13 protein-coding genes are annotated in these 20,078 nt (G+C 41.9%); 12 read left to right on the forward strand and 1 reads right to left on the reverse strand.

Translation table 11 applies throughout. The features are described 5' to 3' along the window. The 9 genes from AC1DPZ_RS07910 to AC1DPZ_RS07950 form a co-directional block, all read left to right on the forward strand. Nucleotides 1–418 (forward strand): glycan-binding surface protein (locus AC1DPZ_RS07910; RefSeq protein WP_477402441.1); only part of this gene is annotated, 418 nt, incomplete at its 5' end. A gap of 173 nt (nucleotides 419–591) precedes the next feature. Then, entirely contained in the window at nucleotides 592–2,331 is a 1,740-nt protein-coding gene (locus AC1DPZ_RS07915) for an alpha-L-arabinofuranosidase (RefSeq protein ID WP_477402442.1), read from the forward strand. 379 nt (nucleotides 2,332–2,710) lie between these two features. Beyond that, entirely contained in the window at nucleotides 2,711–3,310 is a 600-nt protein-coding gene (locus AC1DPZ_RS07920; RefSeq protein WP_477402443.1) for an RNA polymerase sigma factor, read from the forward strand. A 64-nt stretch (nucleotides 3,311–3,374) separates the two neighbouring features. Then, nucleotides 3,375–4,571: a FecR family protein gene (locus tag AC1DPZ_RS07925; protein WP_477402444.1), complete on the forward strand. Its 1,197-nt coding sequence runs from the start codon at nucleotides 3,375–3,377 to the stop codon at nucleotides 4,569–4,571. A gap of 273 nt (nucleotides 4,572–4,844) precedes the next feature. Continuing rightward, complete coding sequence (locus AC1DPZ_RS07930; protein WP_477402445.1) at nucleotides 4,845–8,084, forward strand: TonB-dependent receptor; 3,240 nt, start codon at nucleotides 4,845–4,847, stop codon at nucleotides 8,082–8,084. Nucleotides 8,085–8,104: 20 nt separating this feature from the next. Beyond that, a complete protein-coding gene (locus AC1DPZ_RS07935; protein WP_477402446.1) occupies nucleotides 8,105–9,697 on the forward strand; it encodes a RagB/SusD family nutrient uptake outer membrane protein in 1,593 nt (530 codons plus the stop codon). Between the two features lie 85 nt (nucleotides 9,698–9,782). Further along, the gene (locus AC1DPZ_RS07940; protein ID WP_477402447.1) at nucleotides 9,783–11,312 is read left to right on the forward strand and encodes a glycoside hydrolase family 28 protein; all 1,530 of its coding nucleotides are present in this window, start codon (nucleotides 9,783–9,785) and stop codon (nucleotides 11,310–11,312) included. Between the two features lie 54 nt (nucleotides 11,313–11,366). Continuing rightward, complete coding sequence (locus tag AC1DPZ_RS07945) at nucleotides 11,367–13,577, forward strand: alpha-N-acetylglucosaminidase (RefSeq protein ID WP_477402448.1); 2,211 nt, start codon at nucleotides 11,367–11,369, stop codon at nucleotides 13,575–13,577. 6 nt (nucleotides 13,578–13,583) lie between these two features. Then, entirely contained in the window at nucleotides 13,584–14,759 is a 1,176-nt protein-coding gene (locus AC1DPZ_RS07950; RefSeq protein ID WP_477402449.1) for an acyltransferase family protein, read from the forward strand. A gap of 58 nt (nucleotides 14,760–14,817) precedes the next feature. On the opposite strand, the gene AC1DPZ_RS07955 is transcribed toward AC1DPZ_RS07950, so the two are convergent. After that, the gene (locus tag AC1DPZ_RS07955; RefSeq protein ID WP_477402450.1) at nucleotides 14,818–15,849 is read right to left on the reverse strand and encodes a LacI family DNA-binding transcriptional regulator; all 1,032 of its coding nucleotides are present in this window, start codon (nucleotides 15,847–15,849) and stop codon (nucleotides 14,818–14,820) included. A 296-nt stretch (nucleotides 15,850–16,145) separates the two neighbouring features. Here AC1DPZ_RS07955 and AC1DPZ_RS07960 point away from each other — a divergent pair, with 296 nt between their 5' ends. The 3 genes from AC1DPZ_RS07960 to AC1DPZ_RS07970 form a co-directional block, all read left to right on the forward strand. After that, nucleotides 16,146–17,801: a glycoside hydrolase family 28 protein gene (locus tag AC1DPZ_RS07960; RefSeq protein WP_477402451.1), complete on the forward strand. Its 1,656-nt coding sequence runs from the start codon at nucleotides 16,146–16,148 to the stop codon at nucleotides 17,799–17,801. Further along, nucleotides 17,801–18,799 carry a pectinesterase family protein gene (locus AC1DPZ_RS07965; protein ID WP_477402452.1) on the forward strand — a complete coding sequence of 333 codons (999 nt, stop codon included), beginning with the start codon at nucleotides 17,801–17,803 and terminating at the stop codon, nucleotides 18,797–18,799. The genes AC1DPZ_RS07960 and AC1DPZ_RS07965 overlap by 1 nt, the downstream gene beginning before the upstream one ends. A gap of 7 nt (nucleotides 18,800–18,806) precedes the next feature. Further along, nucleotides 18,807–20,078 (forward strand): glycoside hydrolase family 88/105 protein (locus AC1DPZ_RS07970; RefSeq protein ID WP_477402453.1); only part of this gene is annotated, 1,272 nt, incomplete at its 3' end.

The raw sequence follows: 20,078 nt of genomic DNA on the forward strand, positions 1-20,078 counted from the left end.
CCGCAGTATCAATACAAATTCTGCCCAATGGGTATCATCAGCAAATTTGAGCAGCAGCCTTGATACTTATGCACTTAAGTTTGAAATATCTGTTACAAAAGCATGGTCGGGCGGATCAATTTATATTGTAAAAGATTATGATTGGACTTACCTGGCTGTTTATAACCCATGGAAAAATACCGATGGAACGGTTACCAACTTTACTACAAATGGTTGGCTAACAGTAACAATACCATTGTCGAGCTTTAAAACAAAAGCCAATAATTTAGATGGTACAGGCGATTCTGCTCCTTCGTTATCAAAATTGCTGGGTAGCGGTTCAGGAGGTATTAATTTCATGTTTGTAAATAACGGCACAACGGCTGTAAGTAGCTTTGAAGCCGCTATAGACAACATAAGGATCGAAAAAGTAAAATAAGACAGTTTTTAGTTGGTTAATTAATGTGATGCCAAGGGCCCTTTAAACATGGGGGCCCTGGCATTTTTTATAAAATCTGTAAAAAACTTTACGCAGGCATCATATAAAAGCTAAAAGCAGAATACACAAAGCTGATACTTTGACTACTAATCAATTTGCAAAAAAATAAATATATGACTTTGACCATTCCTTTTAAATATTACCCGTTTTGTCTGTTCGCTTTAGTTGCGTGCAAAGGAAGCAGTAAAACCGAGGTGAAACCCGTAACCACAGATACTACCACTACTAAGGTTATTACCCCGCAAACAAACCCGGCGATTGCCAAATCGGCTGGTTTCTTTTTAGATGACTGGGCCGCAAAAACTTTTACCTTACCTGCTTCTGCTGATGCAGCTAAACCAACCAGTAGTACAACAGTAACTATTAATGTTGATTATAGTAAAGTAATTACAAAGGTTTCTAAATACCWGTTTGGTAATAATACCAACCCGTATATGACCCAAATTGTAACCGAGCCGGTTCTGCTGGGAAATATTAAAACACTTTCGCCAAATATTCTCCGGTTTCCGGGGGGTAATGTAAGCAGCGTTTACTTTTGGGATGGCATAATACCAGCCGATGCGCCTGCCAGCTTATATGATTCAAACGGAAATAGTGTTGCCCCAGGTTATTGGCTGGGTAATAATACGGCAGGCTGGACACTAACTTTAGATAATTATTACAGCGCTTTGCTACAAACAAACAGTACCGGTATAATTACCGTAAATTATAGTTATGCACGCTATGGTACAAGCGCCCACCCCGACCAGGTTGCCGCGCATTTGGCGGCCCAATGGGTGCGTTATGATAAGGGGCGCACAAAATACTGGGAAATAGGGAATGAAAGCGGCGGCCCATGGCAGGCAGGCTGGCAAATTGATGTTTCAAAAAACCAGGATGGCCAGCCAAAAATAATTACAGGCGAATTGTATGGCAAGCATTTTAAAGTATTTGCCGATTCTATGCGGAAAGCAGCTACTGAAGTTGGTTCGCAAATTAAAATTGGCGCCCAGTTGGTACAAACCGATCCTGTAAATGCATGGAATGTAGTTGATAAAACCTGGAACTCGGGCTTATTTGCTTCTGCAGGCGGCACCGCTGCCGATTTTTACATTGTACATGATTATTTTACCGGATCTGATAATGAAAACGCGGCAACCATTCTTGCTTCTCCGGTAACGGAGTCTAAATTGATAATGGATTGGATGAATACCACCACAACGCAAGGGGGCGTTCCTTTAAAGCCCATTGCTTTAACAGAGTGGAACCTGTTTGCTACAGGATCAAAACAGATGGTGTCATATATTTCGGGTATGCATGCTACTATGGTTTTAGGCGAATTGATTAAAAATCAGTTTGGTATGGCATCCCGGTGGGACCTGGCAAATGGCTGGGGTACAAATGGCGATGATCATGGCATGTTTAACCAGGGCGATGAACCCGATGGGGTAAGCAAATGGAATCCAAGGCCTTCTTTTTATTACATGTATTTTTTTCAGAAATATTTTGGCGATAGAATGGTTAGTTCTACAGTAACAAGCAGCAGCGATGTGCTGAGTTATGCATCCTCGTTTACCTCCGGAGAAGCAGGGGTAGTGGTAGTTAACAACGGCTCATCAGCACAAACAGTAAGCATCAATATAAATAACTTCGCAGCAGGCAGCCGGTATTACTATTATACATTTACCGGCGGCACAGATAACGGCGAGTTTTCGCGCAAGGTTTATATTAATGGCAACGGACCTACCGGTGTGGCCGGCGGGCCTGCAAACTTTTTAACGCTTGCAGCCAGCTCAGCAACAATTTCGGGTGGTATAAAAGTGTCCGTACCAGCCAAGTCTGTTATATTTTTAGTTGCCCAGGGCAAAAAATAACCTGGTAGGGTTAAATGAAAATCAATAAACAAGCCGCCGTTTCGGGCCGTGAACAAATAGATAATTAATGTGGGCCGCCTGGCCTTCCAACTAAATTATTTATTACAGATAGAAGAACGAAAGCCGGGTTTTTCGTTCTTCTATCTGTAAAGTCTTTTTTATAAATTGCCACCTTGTTTCCGGTATAATCAATTATATACTTTGCTTTAATGTTTCGTAATCAATGGACTTCCCTTAACCCGTCTTGGTCCATTATGCGCTTGTTTTTTTAAACGGCGCTTAAACGATGTGATAGTTTTTTAATGATGAACCTATTTAGGTGTGCATAATTTTTTATAACCTTGTTTTTTTTACATAAATTTAGAAGTAATTATTAAAAATGGCCATTAAACCAATTCCTAATGAAAGTGAGCTTATACAACAAGTGACTTTAGGCAGCGAAAAGGCCTTTACAAAGTTATTTGATGGCTATTACAAACCTTTAGGCGAATTTGTGTTTAGGTTAACGGAATCCATAGAACTGGCTGAAGAGATTGTTCAGGATGTTTTTATAAAGATCTGGACTAACAGAGGATCCTTAATAGAAATTGACAGTTTTAGTAATTACATCTTCATAATCAGTCGCAATCAAACTTATAATTGTCTTCGTAAAAAGGCTAATGAAAAAATCAGGCAATTAAAATGGGAAAAGGATTTAGAGCATAGTTTAAGCCAGCCAAATGATGCTGAACAGGAAGATTCTTACCGGGCATTGTTAGAAAAAGCGATTGAAAAGCTCCCCCCGCAGCAAAAAAAAGTTTATTTACTAAGCCGGAATGAGCGGCTAAAGCAGGAAGAAATTGCTAAACAACTCAATATCTCGGCCGAAACGGTTAAAAAACACCTAAAACTGGCTACCCGCTTTATAAAAAACAACGTCCTTATTGAAAATAAAGATCTGGTGGTCATGATTTTGCTTACCCCGCTGTTTCTTAAATAAAAAAATGCATTTTTTTTTATCAAACGTTACCCCTTTTTTATTCTTTTTGGGTCTTTAGTGGTATATGACCAAAGTGCATCCCGAAAGATTAAATTATTTATTCCTCAGATATTTCCATAAAACTGCCACTGAAGAAGAGCGGAATGATTTGATGCAGATCATAAATGATCCGTCTAATGAGGATGCGATTGTTGGGCTGATGGAGGAAACCTATGTGTCGCACATTCCGGAAAATGATCCGTTCGCTGAAGGGAAACGGGAAAAAATATTAAATGCGGTGTTTGCAGCTGCGCCCCTGACTACCAATAGTGCAAATAAAAAATCAAACGCCAGGATATTAACTTTATGGGCTAAGTACGCTGCAACAGCTATTTTGCTTTTGGCTGTTGGCTTATATTTTTATAACACTAAGAAGCCTTCAGGCAAGCTTGTCGCTGTAAAAACTTTTAATGATTTTAAACCAGGCGGAAACAAAGCTGTATTAACTCTTTCTAATGGTTCAAAGATTGTATTAAATGATGCAAAAAATGGGAAGCTGGCAGTTCAGGGTAGTGCAGCTGTTGTAAAGCTTACCAACGGGGAACTCCGGTACAATCAAAGCGGAGCTTCTGAGGCATCACCTGTTTATAATACAATGTCGACCCCGCGCGGAGGGCAATATAAGTTACAACTTCCGGATGGTACAGTAGTAATGCTTAACTCCGAATCATCAATTACTTTTCCTATTGCGTTTACAGGTAAAGAAAGAAATGTTTCTATTACCGGAGAAGCATATTTTGAAGTGGCTAAAAATAAAAAAATGCCATTCCACGTAAGCTTTGGCGATCAGAAAGTTGAAGTATTGGGCACTCATTTCAATATAAGTGCCTATAATGATCAGCCGGACTATAAAACTACGCTTTTAGAAGGTTCTGTGAGGATTTCAAGAGGGAAAGAAAATCATTTACTGGTACCCGGACAACAGGCCGTTTATGAGCAGGGTAGTAAAGTGTTTGCGGTTAAAGAGGTTGACACCGAAGACGTTGTTTCATGGAAAAACGGCTTATTCCACTTTGATAATACCGAACTGGACCAGGTTATGCGCCAGCTATCGAGATGGTATAATATTGAAATTGAATACGAGGGTCCTAAACCTGTTTTGAATTTTACCGGGGAGATAAAAAGAGACAATAATCTATCGAGAGTAATTAAAATACTGGAATCAACAGGTGGAATAAAGTTCACCCTCAATCAAAACAAAATAATCGTTCACAAAAAATAATTAACTTTAATAGCCTAATCAGAAAAATATGGAGAAATAAATTACGAAACCAACCAATTAAGGCATCTGAATTAATACCTCCCCGGATTGCGGCCGGGAAGGCAATTGCCCGGATTAACCTGTTAATAACCAATTTACTGCACCAATTATTACTTAACCCAAACATTCAAATGTATGAAACAACTTCTGCATTCTAAAATTCCTGCGCCTTTTTGTCAGGAACGAAAACCAATTAGTCAATATGACAATTATTTAAAACAGGTACTTAGGATTATGAAAATAACGGGTATCCTTTTATTTGTATTCACGCTTCACATCAGTGCAAATACATTGGCGCAAAAGGTTAGCCTTTCCAATGATAAAGCTGATTTAAAGTCGGTTTTAAAGCAATTAAAAAAGCAAACCGGTTTTTTGTTTATGTACAACAACCAGGTTTTCAAAAAAGCTAAACCGGTTACTATACATGCATCAGACATTGAGCTTGGTGAAGCTCTGAACCAGATCTTTAAATCGCAGCCTCTTACTTATGAGCTGGATGAAAATACCATCATTATTAAGGAATTAAACCCGGAAGGGACGACCGATAACAGTGGCAAAATGATTCCCCGCCGTATTACAGGAAAGGTTACCRATAAAGATGGGCTTGCCATACCGGGTGTTACCGTACAGATAAAGGGTTCTGCAACTCTAACTACTACAGCACTCGATGGTACGTTTTCTATAATGGCCGAAAAGGGAAATACGTTACAATTTCGCTTTATCGGATTTGAAACAAAAGAGGTGTTGATTGAAGACCAAACTTCATTAACAATTACACTGACTGAAGAAAAAAGAGGCCTTAATGAAGTAGTGGTTATAGGTTATGGCAGCAGTACCAAAAGGGAACTTACCAGCGCCATTTCAACTGTTAAGGCCGAGCAATTTAACGCCGGCGTAGTATCAAGCCCCGCCGATTTGCTGGAAGGTAAAGTGGCCGGTTTAAATATTACCAGTGACGGTAACCCCAATAGCAAAGCTTCTGTTACGCTCCGGGGGCCATCGTCTATACGTGCAGGCGAAGCTTCTGTGCCATTTTATGTAATAGACGGCGTACCCGGAGCCGATTTTAATTTGCTTGCTCCTTCGGATATTGCTTCAATAGACGTTTTAAAGGATGCCTCTGCCGCGGCAATCTACGGAACCAGGGCTACCAATGGAGTAATCATTGTTACCACCAAAAAAGCAAAAGCGGGCCAGATGAGGATGACATATAACGGTTACGGGGCGTTTGAAAAAGTATCTAACCAGTTTGATGTGGCCAGCGCCGATCAGCTTAGGGCCTATGTAAAAGCTAACGGACAAAGTTTTACGCCGGCAAATGACAATGGCGGAAATACCGATTGGCAAAAAGCCGTTGAACGCAATACCGGCTTTTCGCAAAACCATAACCTTTCGTTTGGCGGCGGTACCGATAAAACTACTTATAACGGAAGTTTAAACTACCTGGATAACCAGGGGATTGTTAAAAGCAGTGGTTTAAAGCGTGTTATCGGCAGGCTTAATATTACCCAAAAAGCGCTGAATGATAAATTGAAACTGGATTTTTCCCTAAGCAATGCGGTTACGAATTCAAGCCTGCTGGTTAATGATATTCCTTTGTCAAGTGCAAATGGCCAAAGTCCGGGATTATTTAAATCAATAGTTCAGTATTTACCTACGCGTACCATTTATAACGCCGACGGAACATTTTATAATGACCCTACTTTAAAACTGGGCTATAACCCCGTTGGCCTTATTACCAATGACACTTATAAGCAAAAAATTAATTTGTTACTGGGCAACGTGCGTGGTGAGTTGATATTACCTGCCGGTTTGCTTTACAATTTTAACTTAGCTTACCAGGAAACCAATACCAATAACAACACTTATTATAATTCGGCATCTGAGCTTGCTCCAAGTCTTAACGGTAAAGCCATCCGGTCAACTTATCAAGACACTAAAAAGTTGTTTGAAAACTATTTAACATATGCTCATAACTGGAGTGATATCCACAACTTTAAAGTGTTGTTTGGTTATTCTATAGACCAGACAACTAAAGGAAACGGTTTTCAATCAACTAATCAAAATTTTATTTCTGATGCTACCGGCTACAGTAACCTGGCACTGGGTACGCCGGCTGCCGGCTACCGGGTTGATTATGGAGGTGTTAACGAGGAAACTTTGCGTTTGATATCATTTTATTCGCGCCTTAATTACAGYTACAAAGGTAAATACCTTTTGCAGGCGTCGGTACGTCGCGATGGATCAAACGCTTTTGGTACCAACAAACGTTGGGGGTATTTCCCTGCTGCGTCTGCTGCATGGCGCGTGATCGACGAAGGTTTCATGAAATCGCAATCATTGTTTGATGATCTGAAACTGAGGGTAGGATACGGTAAAACTGGTAACTCATTAGGCTTCTCGCCATATACGCCTATAACGCTTTATGGCACCACAGGCAGTTTTTATTACAACGGTGCTTATATAGGTGCTATTGGTGTAACCCAAAACCCGAATCCGGATTTGAAGTGGGAAAGTACCGGCACACTAAATGGCGGTATTGATTTCTCTATATTAAAAGGACGTTTGGGCGGTTCGGTTGATATCTATAATAAAAAGACAACCGATATGATAACCAGCGTTCCAGTACCGCTTATTAATAACTTTGTAAATTACAAGGTTATGAATGTAGGCAGTATGACCAATAAAGGGGTGGAGATAGCACTTAACGGAACTCCTATAAAATTAAAGCACTTTACCTGGAGCAGCTACGGCAACATTTCGTTTAATAAAAACAAGATCACAGCCCTTGCCCCAAATCTATCTAAAATATATAGAGGCGACCCTGAAGGGCCTGGCCAAAGCGGGATAAACGTATCCATCATTGAAGCCGGGTATCCGCTTGGTGAGTTTTATACCCTGAAATACCTTGGCCGCCCCAATGGCGTATCAACATTTTTAGGCGCCAATGGCCAGCCAACCACTACGCCTACAAGTGCCGATCAAACCTATGCGGGTAATGCACAGCCAACTTATACATTTGGTTTGGGTAACGATTTTACATATAAAAACTTTAGCCTAAATTTCTTTTTCAGAGGGCAGGGTGGCAATAAAATCATGAACGCGTCTTTGGCCAGCTTTAACCAGCCAACCCAGGCTTCGGCGCACGGCGTGCCTACCTTAACATTAAGCGAGCCGGGTACCGATGTTAACGCCAACTTGTATTCAACACGATATCTTGAAAGTGGCGCGTTTATCAGGTTAAGTAACGCAACCCTTGCTTACAAATTTAATGTTTCAGGTAATTATGTACATGGCATCCGCTTGTATGTTACCGGTACCAACTTATTTATTATCACCAAATACAAAGGGGTTGATCCCGAGTTGAATTTGAACATCGATAATCAGGCAAGCGGCCAGTTTATCGGCGTTGATAGTAATAATTTTTATCCAAAAACAAGGAGTTTCCTTGCCGGTATCCAAGTTGATTTATAATAACCATTAACCTAACAGACATGAATAATTTAAAAAGATATATAAAACCTGGCCTTGTAGCCATGGTTATTGGGGCAATTTACCTTTCGGGTTGTACAAAATTAGATATTACACCTAAATCGGCGCTTACCCCGTCTATTTTTCCAACTACACCCGCTCAGTATGTAGCTGCCACAGGGCCTATTTACACCTCATTCCGTGGGGCGCCGGGCAGGCAGTACTGGCTATTGCAAAATTTAAGTACGGACGAATGTGTGCTGGTAGCCCGTGGAGGTAACTGGCTTGACGGTGGCACCTATTCAACCGTGAACCTGCACACCGTAACACCCGATAACGGTATGACAGAAACCTGCTGGCAGTGGGGTTACGGAACAATAAGTTTATGTAACCAGGTATTATCATTATTTGATGCAACACCTGCAAGCGATGCCAAAAAACAAACCCTTGCCGAAATTAAAACCATGAGGGCATTGTCCTACTTTTATTTGATGGACCTTTTTGGAAATGTGCCCATCAGTAAAAAGTTTGGTGATACCACCAACCTGGGTACCCAGCCAAGAGCGGCGGTGTTTGCATTTATCGAAAGCGAATTATTGGCGCAAATTCCAGACCTGAGCGCTACTGCAGGGGTTACAACGTATGGCAGGCCAACCAAAGGTTTAGCGTACGCAATACTTGCAAAAATGTATCTTAATGCGCAATACTACATTGGCACGCCAAGATATCAGGACGCGGTTACCATGTGCGATAATGTTATACAGACCGGTCAATACGCGTTGGATGCCGATTATTTGGGCATGTTTAAACCCAACAATGGCCCACAAATTAAGGATTTTATTTTTGCAGTACCTTTTGATGGTGTGCAGGCGCAGGGACAGTATTATGCCCGCTGGACGCTTAACCCTAATTTGAAAAATAAGTATAAAATGCCTTACACACCAGATGGCCCTGTGTATACTTACAAAGAGTATTATGCCTTGTTTAACGATGCTAATGACATCCGTAAAAAACAATACCTGGTTGGCAAGCAATACAACAATGATGGCACGCCTATAAATATTACTACAACCAATATAGGGCTTGATGCAAGCTATAGCGGCCCAAATCCCAATGCTCCGGTTGTACATCAGTTAGAGTTTACCCCTGATATCGTTTGGAAAAACCCTGCAACTTTTGATATTGGCAATGATGAACTTGCCAACGAAGAAGGCTATAGGAACAACAAATTTTATCCGGACAGCTTAAATACAGATCGTAACCAAGGCAATGATGTCCCGATGTTTAGGTATGCCGATGTTTTGTTAGAGAAAGCAGAAGCCATTTTAAGAGGAGCCACTGCAACCAACGGCGATTCGCCATTATCATTGGTTAACCAGGTAAGGGCGCGTGCCAAAGCATCGCCATTGGCTGCTGTAACCTTGCAGGATATTTTAGATGAGCGCGGCAGGGAACTGGCAATGGAAATGTGGCGCCGTAATGATATGATACGCTTTGGACAGTTTGAGAAATCCTGGGGCATTAAAACAGATGCCAACCCCGCCAAGCGGATTTTTCCAATACCAAGACCCGAAATGCAGTTAAACCCCAAGCTGATACAAAATCCGGGTTATTAATAACCAATATGTTAAATCCCCCAGTCTTGTAAAGATTGGGGGATTTATCTTGCTTATAGGCTTTGAATCTTCCACTAATCAAAAGATGAGATCAATACTATTAATTATTTTTTTTGCGCTGCTGATTAATTCAGCAGAAGCCAAAAACACGATCATCAACATCAAGAAGCTTGGCGCTGTAGCAGATGGTAAAACAGATAATACGGTTTCTATCCAGAAAGCCATTGATATGGTCAATAAGGCAGGCGGGGGTACAGTACTTGTACCGGCGGGTAAATTTATTACTGGTGTAATTTATCTGAAATCAAATGTAGACCTTCATCTTGGCACAGGGGCTGTATTGCTGGCATCCGCTAAACGGATTGCTTACGGGCCCGGGAAAGCTTCTCCTTTAATTTGTGCTGATGAGCAGCAAAATGTATCAATTACAGGCAAAGGTATTATAGACGGAAACGGTGATGAACTGTTAAAGGACATCTATAAAATGCTAAAAGATGGCACATTAAAAGATTCGGAATGGCAAACCTATAACGACTGGCACCAGATGCGGCCCGAAGAAAATAACCGGCCGAAACTGATCATGTTTAAAAGCTGCAGTCACATCGCCATCAAAAATATTACCATCAAAAACGGGTTATGCTGGATCCAGGACTACAGGAGCTGTACCGATATGATTATTGACAGTATCAGCGTAATTAGCAATACTTTCTTAAATAACGATGGTATCGACCTTGTTGATTGTGAAAATGTAAGGCTTACCAATAGCTTTTTTAATGTCGCCGATGATGGCATTTGCCTTAAATCGCATGATCCGCAAGGCGCCTGCGAAAACATATATATAGCTAATTGTAAAATACGCTCAAGCGCCAGCGCCTTTAAAATGGGGACAGCATCGTTTGGGGGATTTAAGAAGATAACCGTTCGCAACATTTATGTATATGATACGTTTCGGTCGGCAATTGCCATTGAATCTGTAGATGGCGCCATAATCCAGGATATTGATATCCGCAATATAACTGCAAAAAACACAGGTAATGCCATATTCATCCGCCTGGGTAAGCGCAATAAAAAAAGCCCCCCGGGTAAAATCAGCAATGTATTTATAGCAAATGTTAAAGTTGATATCCCTGCCGGAAAACCGGATGCCGGTTACCATATGGAAGGACCCGCGGAGTTATTCCCCCATAACGCCTTCCCTTCTTCTATCATGGGCTTGCCAGGTTACAATGTTTCCGGGGTAACCCTTCAGGACATTGACATCATTTACCGGGGCCATGCCAAAAAAAATGTAGCTTATTTCAACGCAGATACCCTGGTTAAAGTGCCGGAAAAAGCTGAGGCTTATCCGGAATTTTCAATGTTTGGTGAATTGCCTGCCTCCGGCCTTTACGTACGACATGCCGAAGGTATAACGATTAAAAATATGCGGATGAATTATGCCGGCGAAGATTTTAGGAGTCCATTCATTTTTGATGACGTAGATAAGCTAAATCTTAGCAAAATAAATGTTATCAACTCAAAGGTGGTTCCTGTAATTATTTTAAACAATGTAAGGCACCCATTGCTAAACGACCGGTTTATGACAGAGGCTAAAAACACGCTGAAAATACAATAACCCGGCCCAAAGATTATATCTTGATATATTGCCAATAAAAAATTGCCTATTTCCATGAAAAAAATATACAGCCTTAAATATTTACTTGTTGCGCTTATTTGCAGTATTGCAGTAAAAACAAAGGCACAGCTAAATATTAAATCGTCCCACGCGCTCATCAACAGGGTCGTTCCGGCTCATGCTAAAATGTTTGTGGTTGAAGCATTGGAAAACAATAATTCCAAAGATACTTTTGAGGTTGAAGGCGCAAACGGGAAAATAGTTTTACGTGGTAATAATGGTGTTGCTGTAGCTTCAGCCCTGTATTATTATTTAACGGAATATACTCATTGCCAGGTCACCTGGAATGGTACAAATTTAAATTTGCCACAACAGCTTCCTGTTCCTGATCATAAAACAAAAAAAAGCAGCCCATATGACTACCGGTACTATTTAAACTATTGCACTTACAGCTATAGCATGAGCTGGTGGGATTGGAAACGGTGGGAAAAAGAAATAGATTGGATGGCGATGCATGGAATCAACATGCCCTTGGCCATTACCGGGCAGGAGTACGTTTGGAACAAGGTTTATACCGACATGGGCTTTAGCAGGGCCGATATGCAGAACTTTTTTACCGGACCTGCTTACTTTGGCTGGTTTTACATGGGTAACGTAGATAAATGGGAAGGACCATTACCGCAAAGCTGGATAATCAATCATAAAGACCTGCAGCTAAAAATATTAAAAAGAGAACGGGAATTGGGTATAAAACCGGTATTGCCCGCATTTACGGGCCATGTGCCGGCATCATTTAAAACACGGTTCCCTAAGGCAAAGCTTAAAAAAACCAACTGGAAAAACGGTTTTGAGGATACTTATATACTGGATGCCAAAGATCCTCTTTTTGCCGAAATTGGTAAAAAATTTATAGAAGAACAAACCAGGGTCTATGGAACAGATCACCTGTATTCGGCAGATACATTTAATGAGAACGAGCCGCCTTCCAATGACTCTACCTTCCTGTCAGAATTAAGTGCGCGGGTGTATGATGGCATGAAGGGCGCCGACCCTAAAGCTGTTTGGGTGATGCAGGGCTGGCTGTTTTTCAGCGACAGGGAGTTTTGGCACGATGAGCAGATCAGGGCTTTGCTGAGCGCCGTGCCAAATGAGCATATGATCATCCTGGATTTGAATACTGATTTTGAACCGATCTGGAAGCGTACGAGTGCTTTCTTCGGTAAACCCTGGATCTGGAACATGCTTCATAATTATGGCGGCAATAATAGCTTGTTTGGCAGGATGGATGCCGTCGCTAAAGAACCCGCCACGGCTCTGCATGATCCGGCTTCCGGTAAAATGGTTGGTATAGGTTTAACTATGGAAGCAATTGAGCAAACGCCTGTACTGTACGAGTTAATGATGCAGAACACATGGCAGGATAAGCCTGTTAACCTGGATGAATGGTTACCCCAATATATTTATAATCGATATGGTGTTAAAAATACCGACGCGTTGGATGCATGGAAAACCCTGAGGTTAACTGTGTTTAACGGGAAAGCTATTCGTGATGGTGCCGAGTCGATTATTACCGGGCGGCCCACGCTTGATTCTGCTGCAGTATGGACCCGTACAAGACTAAATTATAACCGTGCAGATCTGCTGCCGGCCTGGGATAAATTAATCTCTGCAGCGCCGGCTTGCCGTAAAAGTAGCGGTTTTAATTATGACCTGGTTGACTTAACACGCCAGGTATTGGCAAATTACGCCCGCCCATTACAGGTAAAATGGGTAAATGCTTATCGGGATAAAGATATTAACACATTCAATAAAGCAGCGGCTGATTACCTGGAGTTGATTACGGATATGGATAAGTTATTAGCAACCCGTAAAGATTTTTTATTGGGCCCCTGGATAGCGGATGCCAGGAGTTGGGGTACAAATTCGGCAGAGAAAAAACTTTACGAACGTAATGCACGAAACCTGGTAACACTCTGGGGAGATAAAAACAGTCCGTTACATGAATACTCCTGCCGCCAGTGGAGTGGGTTGCTGAATGATTTTTACAAAGTAAGGTGGCAACGATTTTTTGAGGTGCTTAGCAAGTCGATAATTGATAAACAGGAGCCAGACCTTAAAGCTTTTGACAAAAACATAAGCGAATGGGAGTGGACCTGGGTTAACACCAGCAAAAGTTATCCCGTTATTACTTCAGGTAATAGTGTGGATACAGCGGTGCAGCTCTATAAAAAGTATAGGAAAGTAATGGGCGAAGATTTAAAATAAGGTAAAATGAATAAGGATGTTGAGCCCGGTAAAATAGTTGGCAAATCAAAACCCGCGCGATTGATGTCGCTTGATGCTTTACGTGGCTTTGATATGTTTTGGATCATGAGTGGTGAAGGCGTAATTCATACGCTGGCAAAAGCAACCGGCTGGCCCTTGTTGCTATGGATGTCGGGCCAGCTGCACCATACAACGTGGAATGGAATAACTTTTTACGACATGATCTTCCCTTTGTTCTTATTCATAGCAGGAATCTCTATGCCATACTCTATGAATAACAAAACCGGGCAATATGGTGTCACAGATGCATACCTGTTGCCTTACAAGGCAAAAAAAGAGATCTACAAATCCATGATCAGGCGTACTTTGATCTTGATTTTTTTAGGCATAGTGGTTAATGGATTGTTCAAATTCAACGGGTTTGAAAACACACGCTTTGCCAGTGTTTTAGGCAGAATAGGTTTGGCATGGTTCTTTGCAGGTCTCATCTATTTAAATTTTAACCGTAAAGGGCAGATTATTTGGTTTTGCGCCTTACTTGTAGGTTATTGGGCAGCTATGACACTCATTCCTGTTCCCGGTTACGGAGCCGGCGTTTTGACCATGGATGGAAGCCTCGAATCGTATGTTGATCGTTTGTTGTTACCCGGCAGGCTTCATGATAAGGTTCACGACCCTGAAGGAATTTTATCAACCATTCCGGCTATTGGAACCGCGCTCATGGGTATATTAACCGGAACATTTTTAAAGTATGAATCATCAAACTGGCCGATGTGGAAAAAGGGGATATTTCTTTTCTTCGCAGGTTTAATCTTTATCGTATTCGGCTTGTTATGGGATTTGGTTTTTCCAATCAATAAACGGCTTTGGACAAGCTCTTTCGTGTTGTTTGTGGGAGGATGGAGCCTTGTTCTTTTTTCAATTTTCTATTTGATTATTGATGTAGCAGGTTATCGTAAATGGGCTTTTCCGTTTGTACTTATAGGATTAAACTCTATACTTATTTACCTCGCATCAGAAGGCATAATCGATTTTCAGCACAGCGCCAATTATTTTTTTGGCGGGTTAATTCACCATTTATCCCTTAACTGGCAGGCGTTTGCCCAGGCGTTATCTATAGTGATTGTCCAAATGGCTTTACTCTACCTTTTGTTCAGGTACAAAGTGTTTTTAAAAGTTTGATTTTTAGCGAAAAGTACAACCCGCCACAACGATATTTTATTAATCTTCAAACAGCTTCTTATTGTAGTTTTTTGGACGACGACCTGGCTATCAGTTCGGTATCAACCCGTTCAGTGATGAACTCTTCAACAGGCCATTTGCTTTCGATGGTTTTTATGAGCATTTCTGTAGCAATTTGCCCTATCTGAAACGCCGGTTGACGTACAACGGTTAATGGAGGATCAAATAACTCAACCACATCAGAGTTAGTGAAACCTGCCAAAGCGACATCTCCTGGTATTTTGATCCCCAGCTTTTTTAATATGGATACGCAGCTGATGGTAAGCCGGTCGGCGCCTATGAAAATAGCTTCGGGGCGGTCGTCCATAGCTAACAGGGCTTTTACGGCAAGTTCAATTTCGTCATAAATCATCCCGCCATGCTCGCAATGTTTTAAATACCCCGGCTTAAATTCAAGGCCGTGTTTATCAAGCGCGGCTTTAAAGCCATCAAATCTTTCGTGGGTTATTGATAAGTTATTTGAGCTGGTAAGGTGGGCTATTTTTTTAAAGCCGGAGTTTATTAAAAGTTCGGTGGCATCAAATGATCCTTTAAAGTTGTTTGCAATTACCTTATGGGTATTAATATCGGCTGCAACCCTGTCAAAAAATACAATAGGAAACCCTTTCTCATGTAAATATTTGTATTGTGAGGTATCGGTTGTTTGGGCTGACAGGGAAACCAGTAATCCATCTACATGCCTTGAAAGCAAGTGCTGCACGTTAACCGTTTCCCGGTCAAACGATTCGTGCGTTTGCGTAATAATAACGTGATAACCAAGATTATAGGCAATTGACTCGATGCCATTGATGGCCTGCGAGAAATAATCATTGGCTACCTCGCACACCACAACACCTATTGAATGGCTTTTTTGGTCTTTAAGACTTAACGCTATAGGATTTGGGCGGTAATTTACCTTTTCTGCATACTCCTGGACAAGCTTTTTAGTTTCGGCGCCAATTTCATAGCTGCCTTTTAACGCCCTTGATACAGTAGATGTTGATACACCCAAAGCTTTCGCTATGTCCTTAATGGTATAAGATTCAAACATAATTTGGTTTCCTGATCCTGCAAATTACGGTAAGATCAAACGTTTTCAAATATTAAGAAATTATTTTACGGCTAAGTTATTGTAAAAACCGGGATTTTGYCGTGTTTACCCGCAACTGTTAAACTCCGCAAACGTTACTGGGAACGATTGCGTGGTTTTAGTTGGTTAAATCCTTTTTTTTGTAGTTAAGAGCCGTTAATCTTGTTTAGGAATTTTACATGGACGCTGTTAAATAGATAGCCCTGGATAAATTCGTCACCAATTATAAGGCGTTAAAAATCTTACCTATACAAAGCATGTCGTTAATAAAAGTATCATTTAGTATTGCAGCCATGTTTGCAGCAGGTTTACTGACTGCATTTGCACAGGGACCACCGTATTCGTGGCAACATTTGCCACATGTAAATATGCCGGTATTTAAAAAGGATACCATTAATGTTTTAAAATACGGCGCAAAGCCCGATGGCATCACGCTAAATACAGCAAATATTAATAAAGCAATTGCCGCCTGCAGTGCAAAAGGAGGTGGGGTAGTGCTTATTCCGCAAGGTTTATGGCTCACCGGCCCCCTGGTATTGCAAAGTAATGTAAACTTACATGTTAGCAGGGCTGCATTACTGCAGTTTACCGACGATAAAAATCAGTATAAATTAATTGAAGGGAATTATGAAGGGCATGCCGCTGTGCGTAACGAGTCGCCTATATCGGGTACCAACCTGCAAAATATAGCCATTACCGGCGATGGTATTATCGACGGGCATGGCGAGGTTTGGCGTGCCATCGGCAAAGACAGGCTTACCGAAAACGAGTGGAAAAAGCTGGTGGCCAGCGGCGGTGTTGTAAGCGAAAACGGCAAATCATGGTATCCCTCAGAAAGCTTTATGAATGGTGTTAAAACACCCGGGGCCGGTGTACTTGGTCAAGGGAAAACCATTAAGGATAATGAATCACTGAAGGATTTCTTCCGACCGAATATGCTGGTACTTACTAATTGTAAAAATGTATTGCTGCAAGGGGTTACACTTCAAAATTCACCCGCATGGGATATTCATACTTTGTTGTGCGAACACCTTACCGTGCAAAATGTACGCGTGAGAAATGCGTGGAACGCGCAGAACGGTGATGGGATTGATGTGGAATCATGTAAAAATGTACTGATAGAAGGCAGCACATTTGATGCCGGCGACGATGGCATTTGTATCAAATCCGGCCGTGATGAAGAGGGCCGTAAGAGGGGTAAACCAACGGAAAATGTTATTGTAAGAAACAATGTTGTTTACCGCGCGCATGGCGGTTTTGTAATTGGCAGTGAAATGTCGGGCGGCGCCCGCAATATTTTCGTGTCCGATTGTACGTTTATTGGTACCGATATTGGCCTCAGGTTTAAAACTACCCGCGGCCGGGGTGGGGTGGTCGAAAATATTTTTATCAAAAACATCAGCATGAAAGATATACTTCATGAGTCTATACTTTTTGATATGTATTACGGTGGTAAATCACCGGGGGAATCAGATGAGGTTAACGACCAGTCGAATTTCCCGGTAACAGCAGCTACACCCGCGTTCCGCAATTTTTATGTGAACAACGTAGCCTGCAACGGAGCCGAAAAAGCCATTATGATACGCGGCCTGCCCGAAATGAGCATTAAAGGCATCCATATCGAAAACAGCATATTCAAAACAAGCGATGGTATTGATATTATTGAAGCGCAAAACATCAGCCTTAAAAATGTGCACCTGGATAGTAAAAATACCAGCCCGCTTATTAATATTAAAAATGGCAGCAGCATAATTCTTAGCGGCATAACGTATAACCAGGCGCAATTACTGCTTAAAATAGCAGGCAAAAAATCGGCGCAGGTACAGTTGTTAAATACCGATGCCTCAAAGGCTAAAAATAAAGCTGAGTTTGGCCCTGGTGCTCAAAGTAGTTCACTTATAACAGCAAAATAATGAGGAAGTTATACCTGCTGATATTGAGCCTGGTGATGCCTGCTATGTTGCTGGCACAGGCTGTTACCTATCCCAATCATTTTACAGTGGCACAGGATGGCAGCGGTGACTTTAAAACTATACAGGAGGCCGTAAACGCTGTGCGCGACCTGTCGCAGCAGCAGGTTTCCATTTTTATAAAAAAAGGGGTATATAACGAAAAACTGGTTATCCCATCGTGGAAAGCCAGGATCTCTTTAATTGGCGAGGATAAAGAGCATACCATCATCACCAATAGCGATTTCTCGGGAAAGGCAAATCCGCAGGGTAAGGATGCTTTTGGTAAAAACAACTTTACCACCTATACATCATACACAGTTTTAGTGCAGGGTAATGATTTTATTGCCGAAAACCTTACCATAACCAATGCTGCGGGGGAGGTTGGCCAGGCCGTAGCCTTACACATTGAAGGCGACAGGTGTGCCGTGATCAACTGCCGTTTGCTGGGCAACCAGGACACCCTATATGCGGCTACAGAAGGCAGCCGCCAGTTTTATAAAGATTGCTATATTGAAGGTACAACCGATTTTATATTTGGCGAAGCCACAGCAGTATTTCAGCATTGCATTATCAACAGCATTAAAAACTCATTCATTACAGCCCCTTCAACAACTCCGCGCCAGCGATTCGGATTTGTGTTTTTTGACTGCACACTTGTACCTGCGGATACGAGCGTTACAAAAGTTTACCTGGGCCGCCCGTGGCGCCCCTATGGTAAAACTGTTTACATTAATACAAATATGGGCAACCATATACTTAAGGAAGGTTGGGACAACTGGCGCAATCCGGAAAATGAGAAGACCGCGTTTTTTGCCGAATACCAGTCAAAAGGTAATGGTGGAGAGGCAAAAGGACGCGTACCGTGGTCGCACCAGCTGAGTGCGGTTGATTTTAAAAAATATACTACAAAAAATATCCTGGCCGGTAATGATAACTGGGATGTTTCAACCATAAAATAACCTTAAAATGAAGAAGATATTTTTGTTATTTACCTTTATCCTGCAAGGATTATTGCTTCGGGCACAGGAGCAGCCCTGGTCTCAGCGCATGGCTGCCACAGTTATGCATATCTGGAAAGATTCGTTGCCCGGTGGTAATTGGTCGTACGACCAGGGAATAGTTTTGCAGGGCATGCAAAGCGTTTGGCAGCAAAGTGCCAACGGCGAATATTTTAGCTATATACAACGTGCTGCAGATAGGTATGTTACCGCAGATGGTACTATCCGCACGTATAAAGCGGATGATTTTAACCTTGATAATATTTTAATGGGCCGCAGCCTCATCATGCTTTACCGGGTTTTAAATAGCCCAAAGTATTACAAGGCGGCCACTCTGTTGCGTAAACAGATAGACAAGCAACCCCGCGTACCCGAAGGCGGTTTCTGGCATAAAAAAAGGTACCCAAACCAGATGTGGCTGGATGGCCTGTACATGGCCGAACCTTTTTATGCAGAATATGCCACGGAGTTTCACCAGGAAAATGATTTTGATGATATAACCAGCCAGTTCATCCTGATGGAAAAAAACGCCCGCGATTCTAAAACGGGGTTGCTGTACCATGCCTGGGATCAAAGCAAAAAAGAACGCTGGGCTAATCCGCAAACGGGCTTATCTGCATGTTTATGGGCCAGGGCCGACGGCTGGTATATTATGGGCCTGGTTGATGTGCTCGATCAGTTGCCTTTAAATCATCCAAAACGTGCGCAGTTGCTGGCTATTTTAAACCGTTTGGCTGTTGCAATAACTAATTACCAGGATAAACAAACAGGGGTATGGTACCAGGTGCTGGACAAAGGCGCTCAAAAGGGTAATTATTTAGAAGCATCCGCCTCCTGCATGTTTGTTTACGCTTTAGCCAAAAGTGTACGGGAAGGCTATCTGCCCGCAAAATATTTGTTGCCTGCACAAAAAGCATATAAAGGTATTATAAAACAGTTTATTGAAACCGATGCAGCCGGGCAAGTTAATATAAAAGGAACCTGCGGCGCTGTTGGCGTGGGCGGGGAACCATACCGTGATGGCAGCTATGAATATTATACCGGTGTAAAAACCGTCACCAATGAAACTAAGGGTGTTGGCGTTTTTATGCTGGCCAGTGTTGAAATGGAAAAGTTAAAAACCTTGGCTGCAGGCAAAGGCAAAATAGCTTTGCTGGATAGTTATTTTAATGACGAGCACCGGCAGGATATTAACGGCAAAACTGYACCGTTTCATTATAAATGGGAGGAGTGGGATAAC

Source organism: Mucilaginibacter sp. P4_G9, from assembly GCF_056400985.1.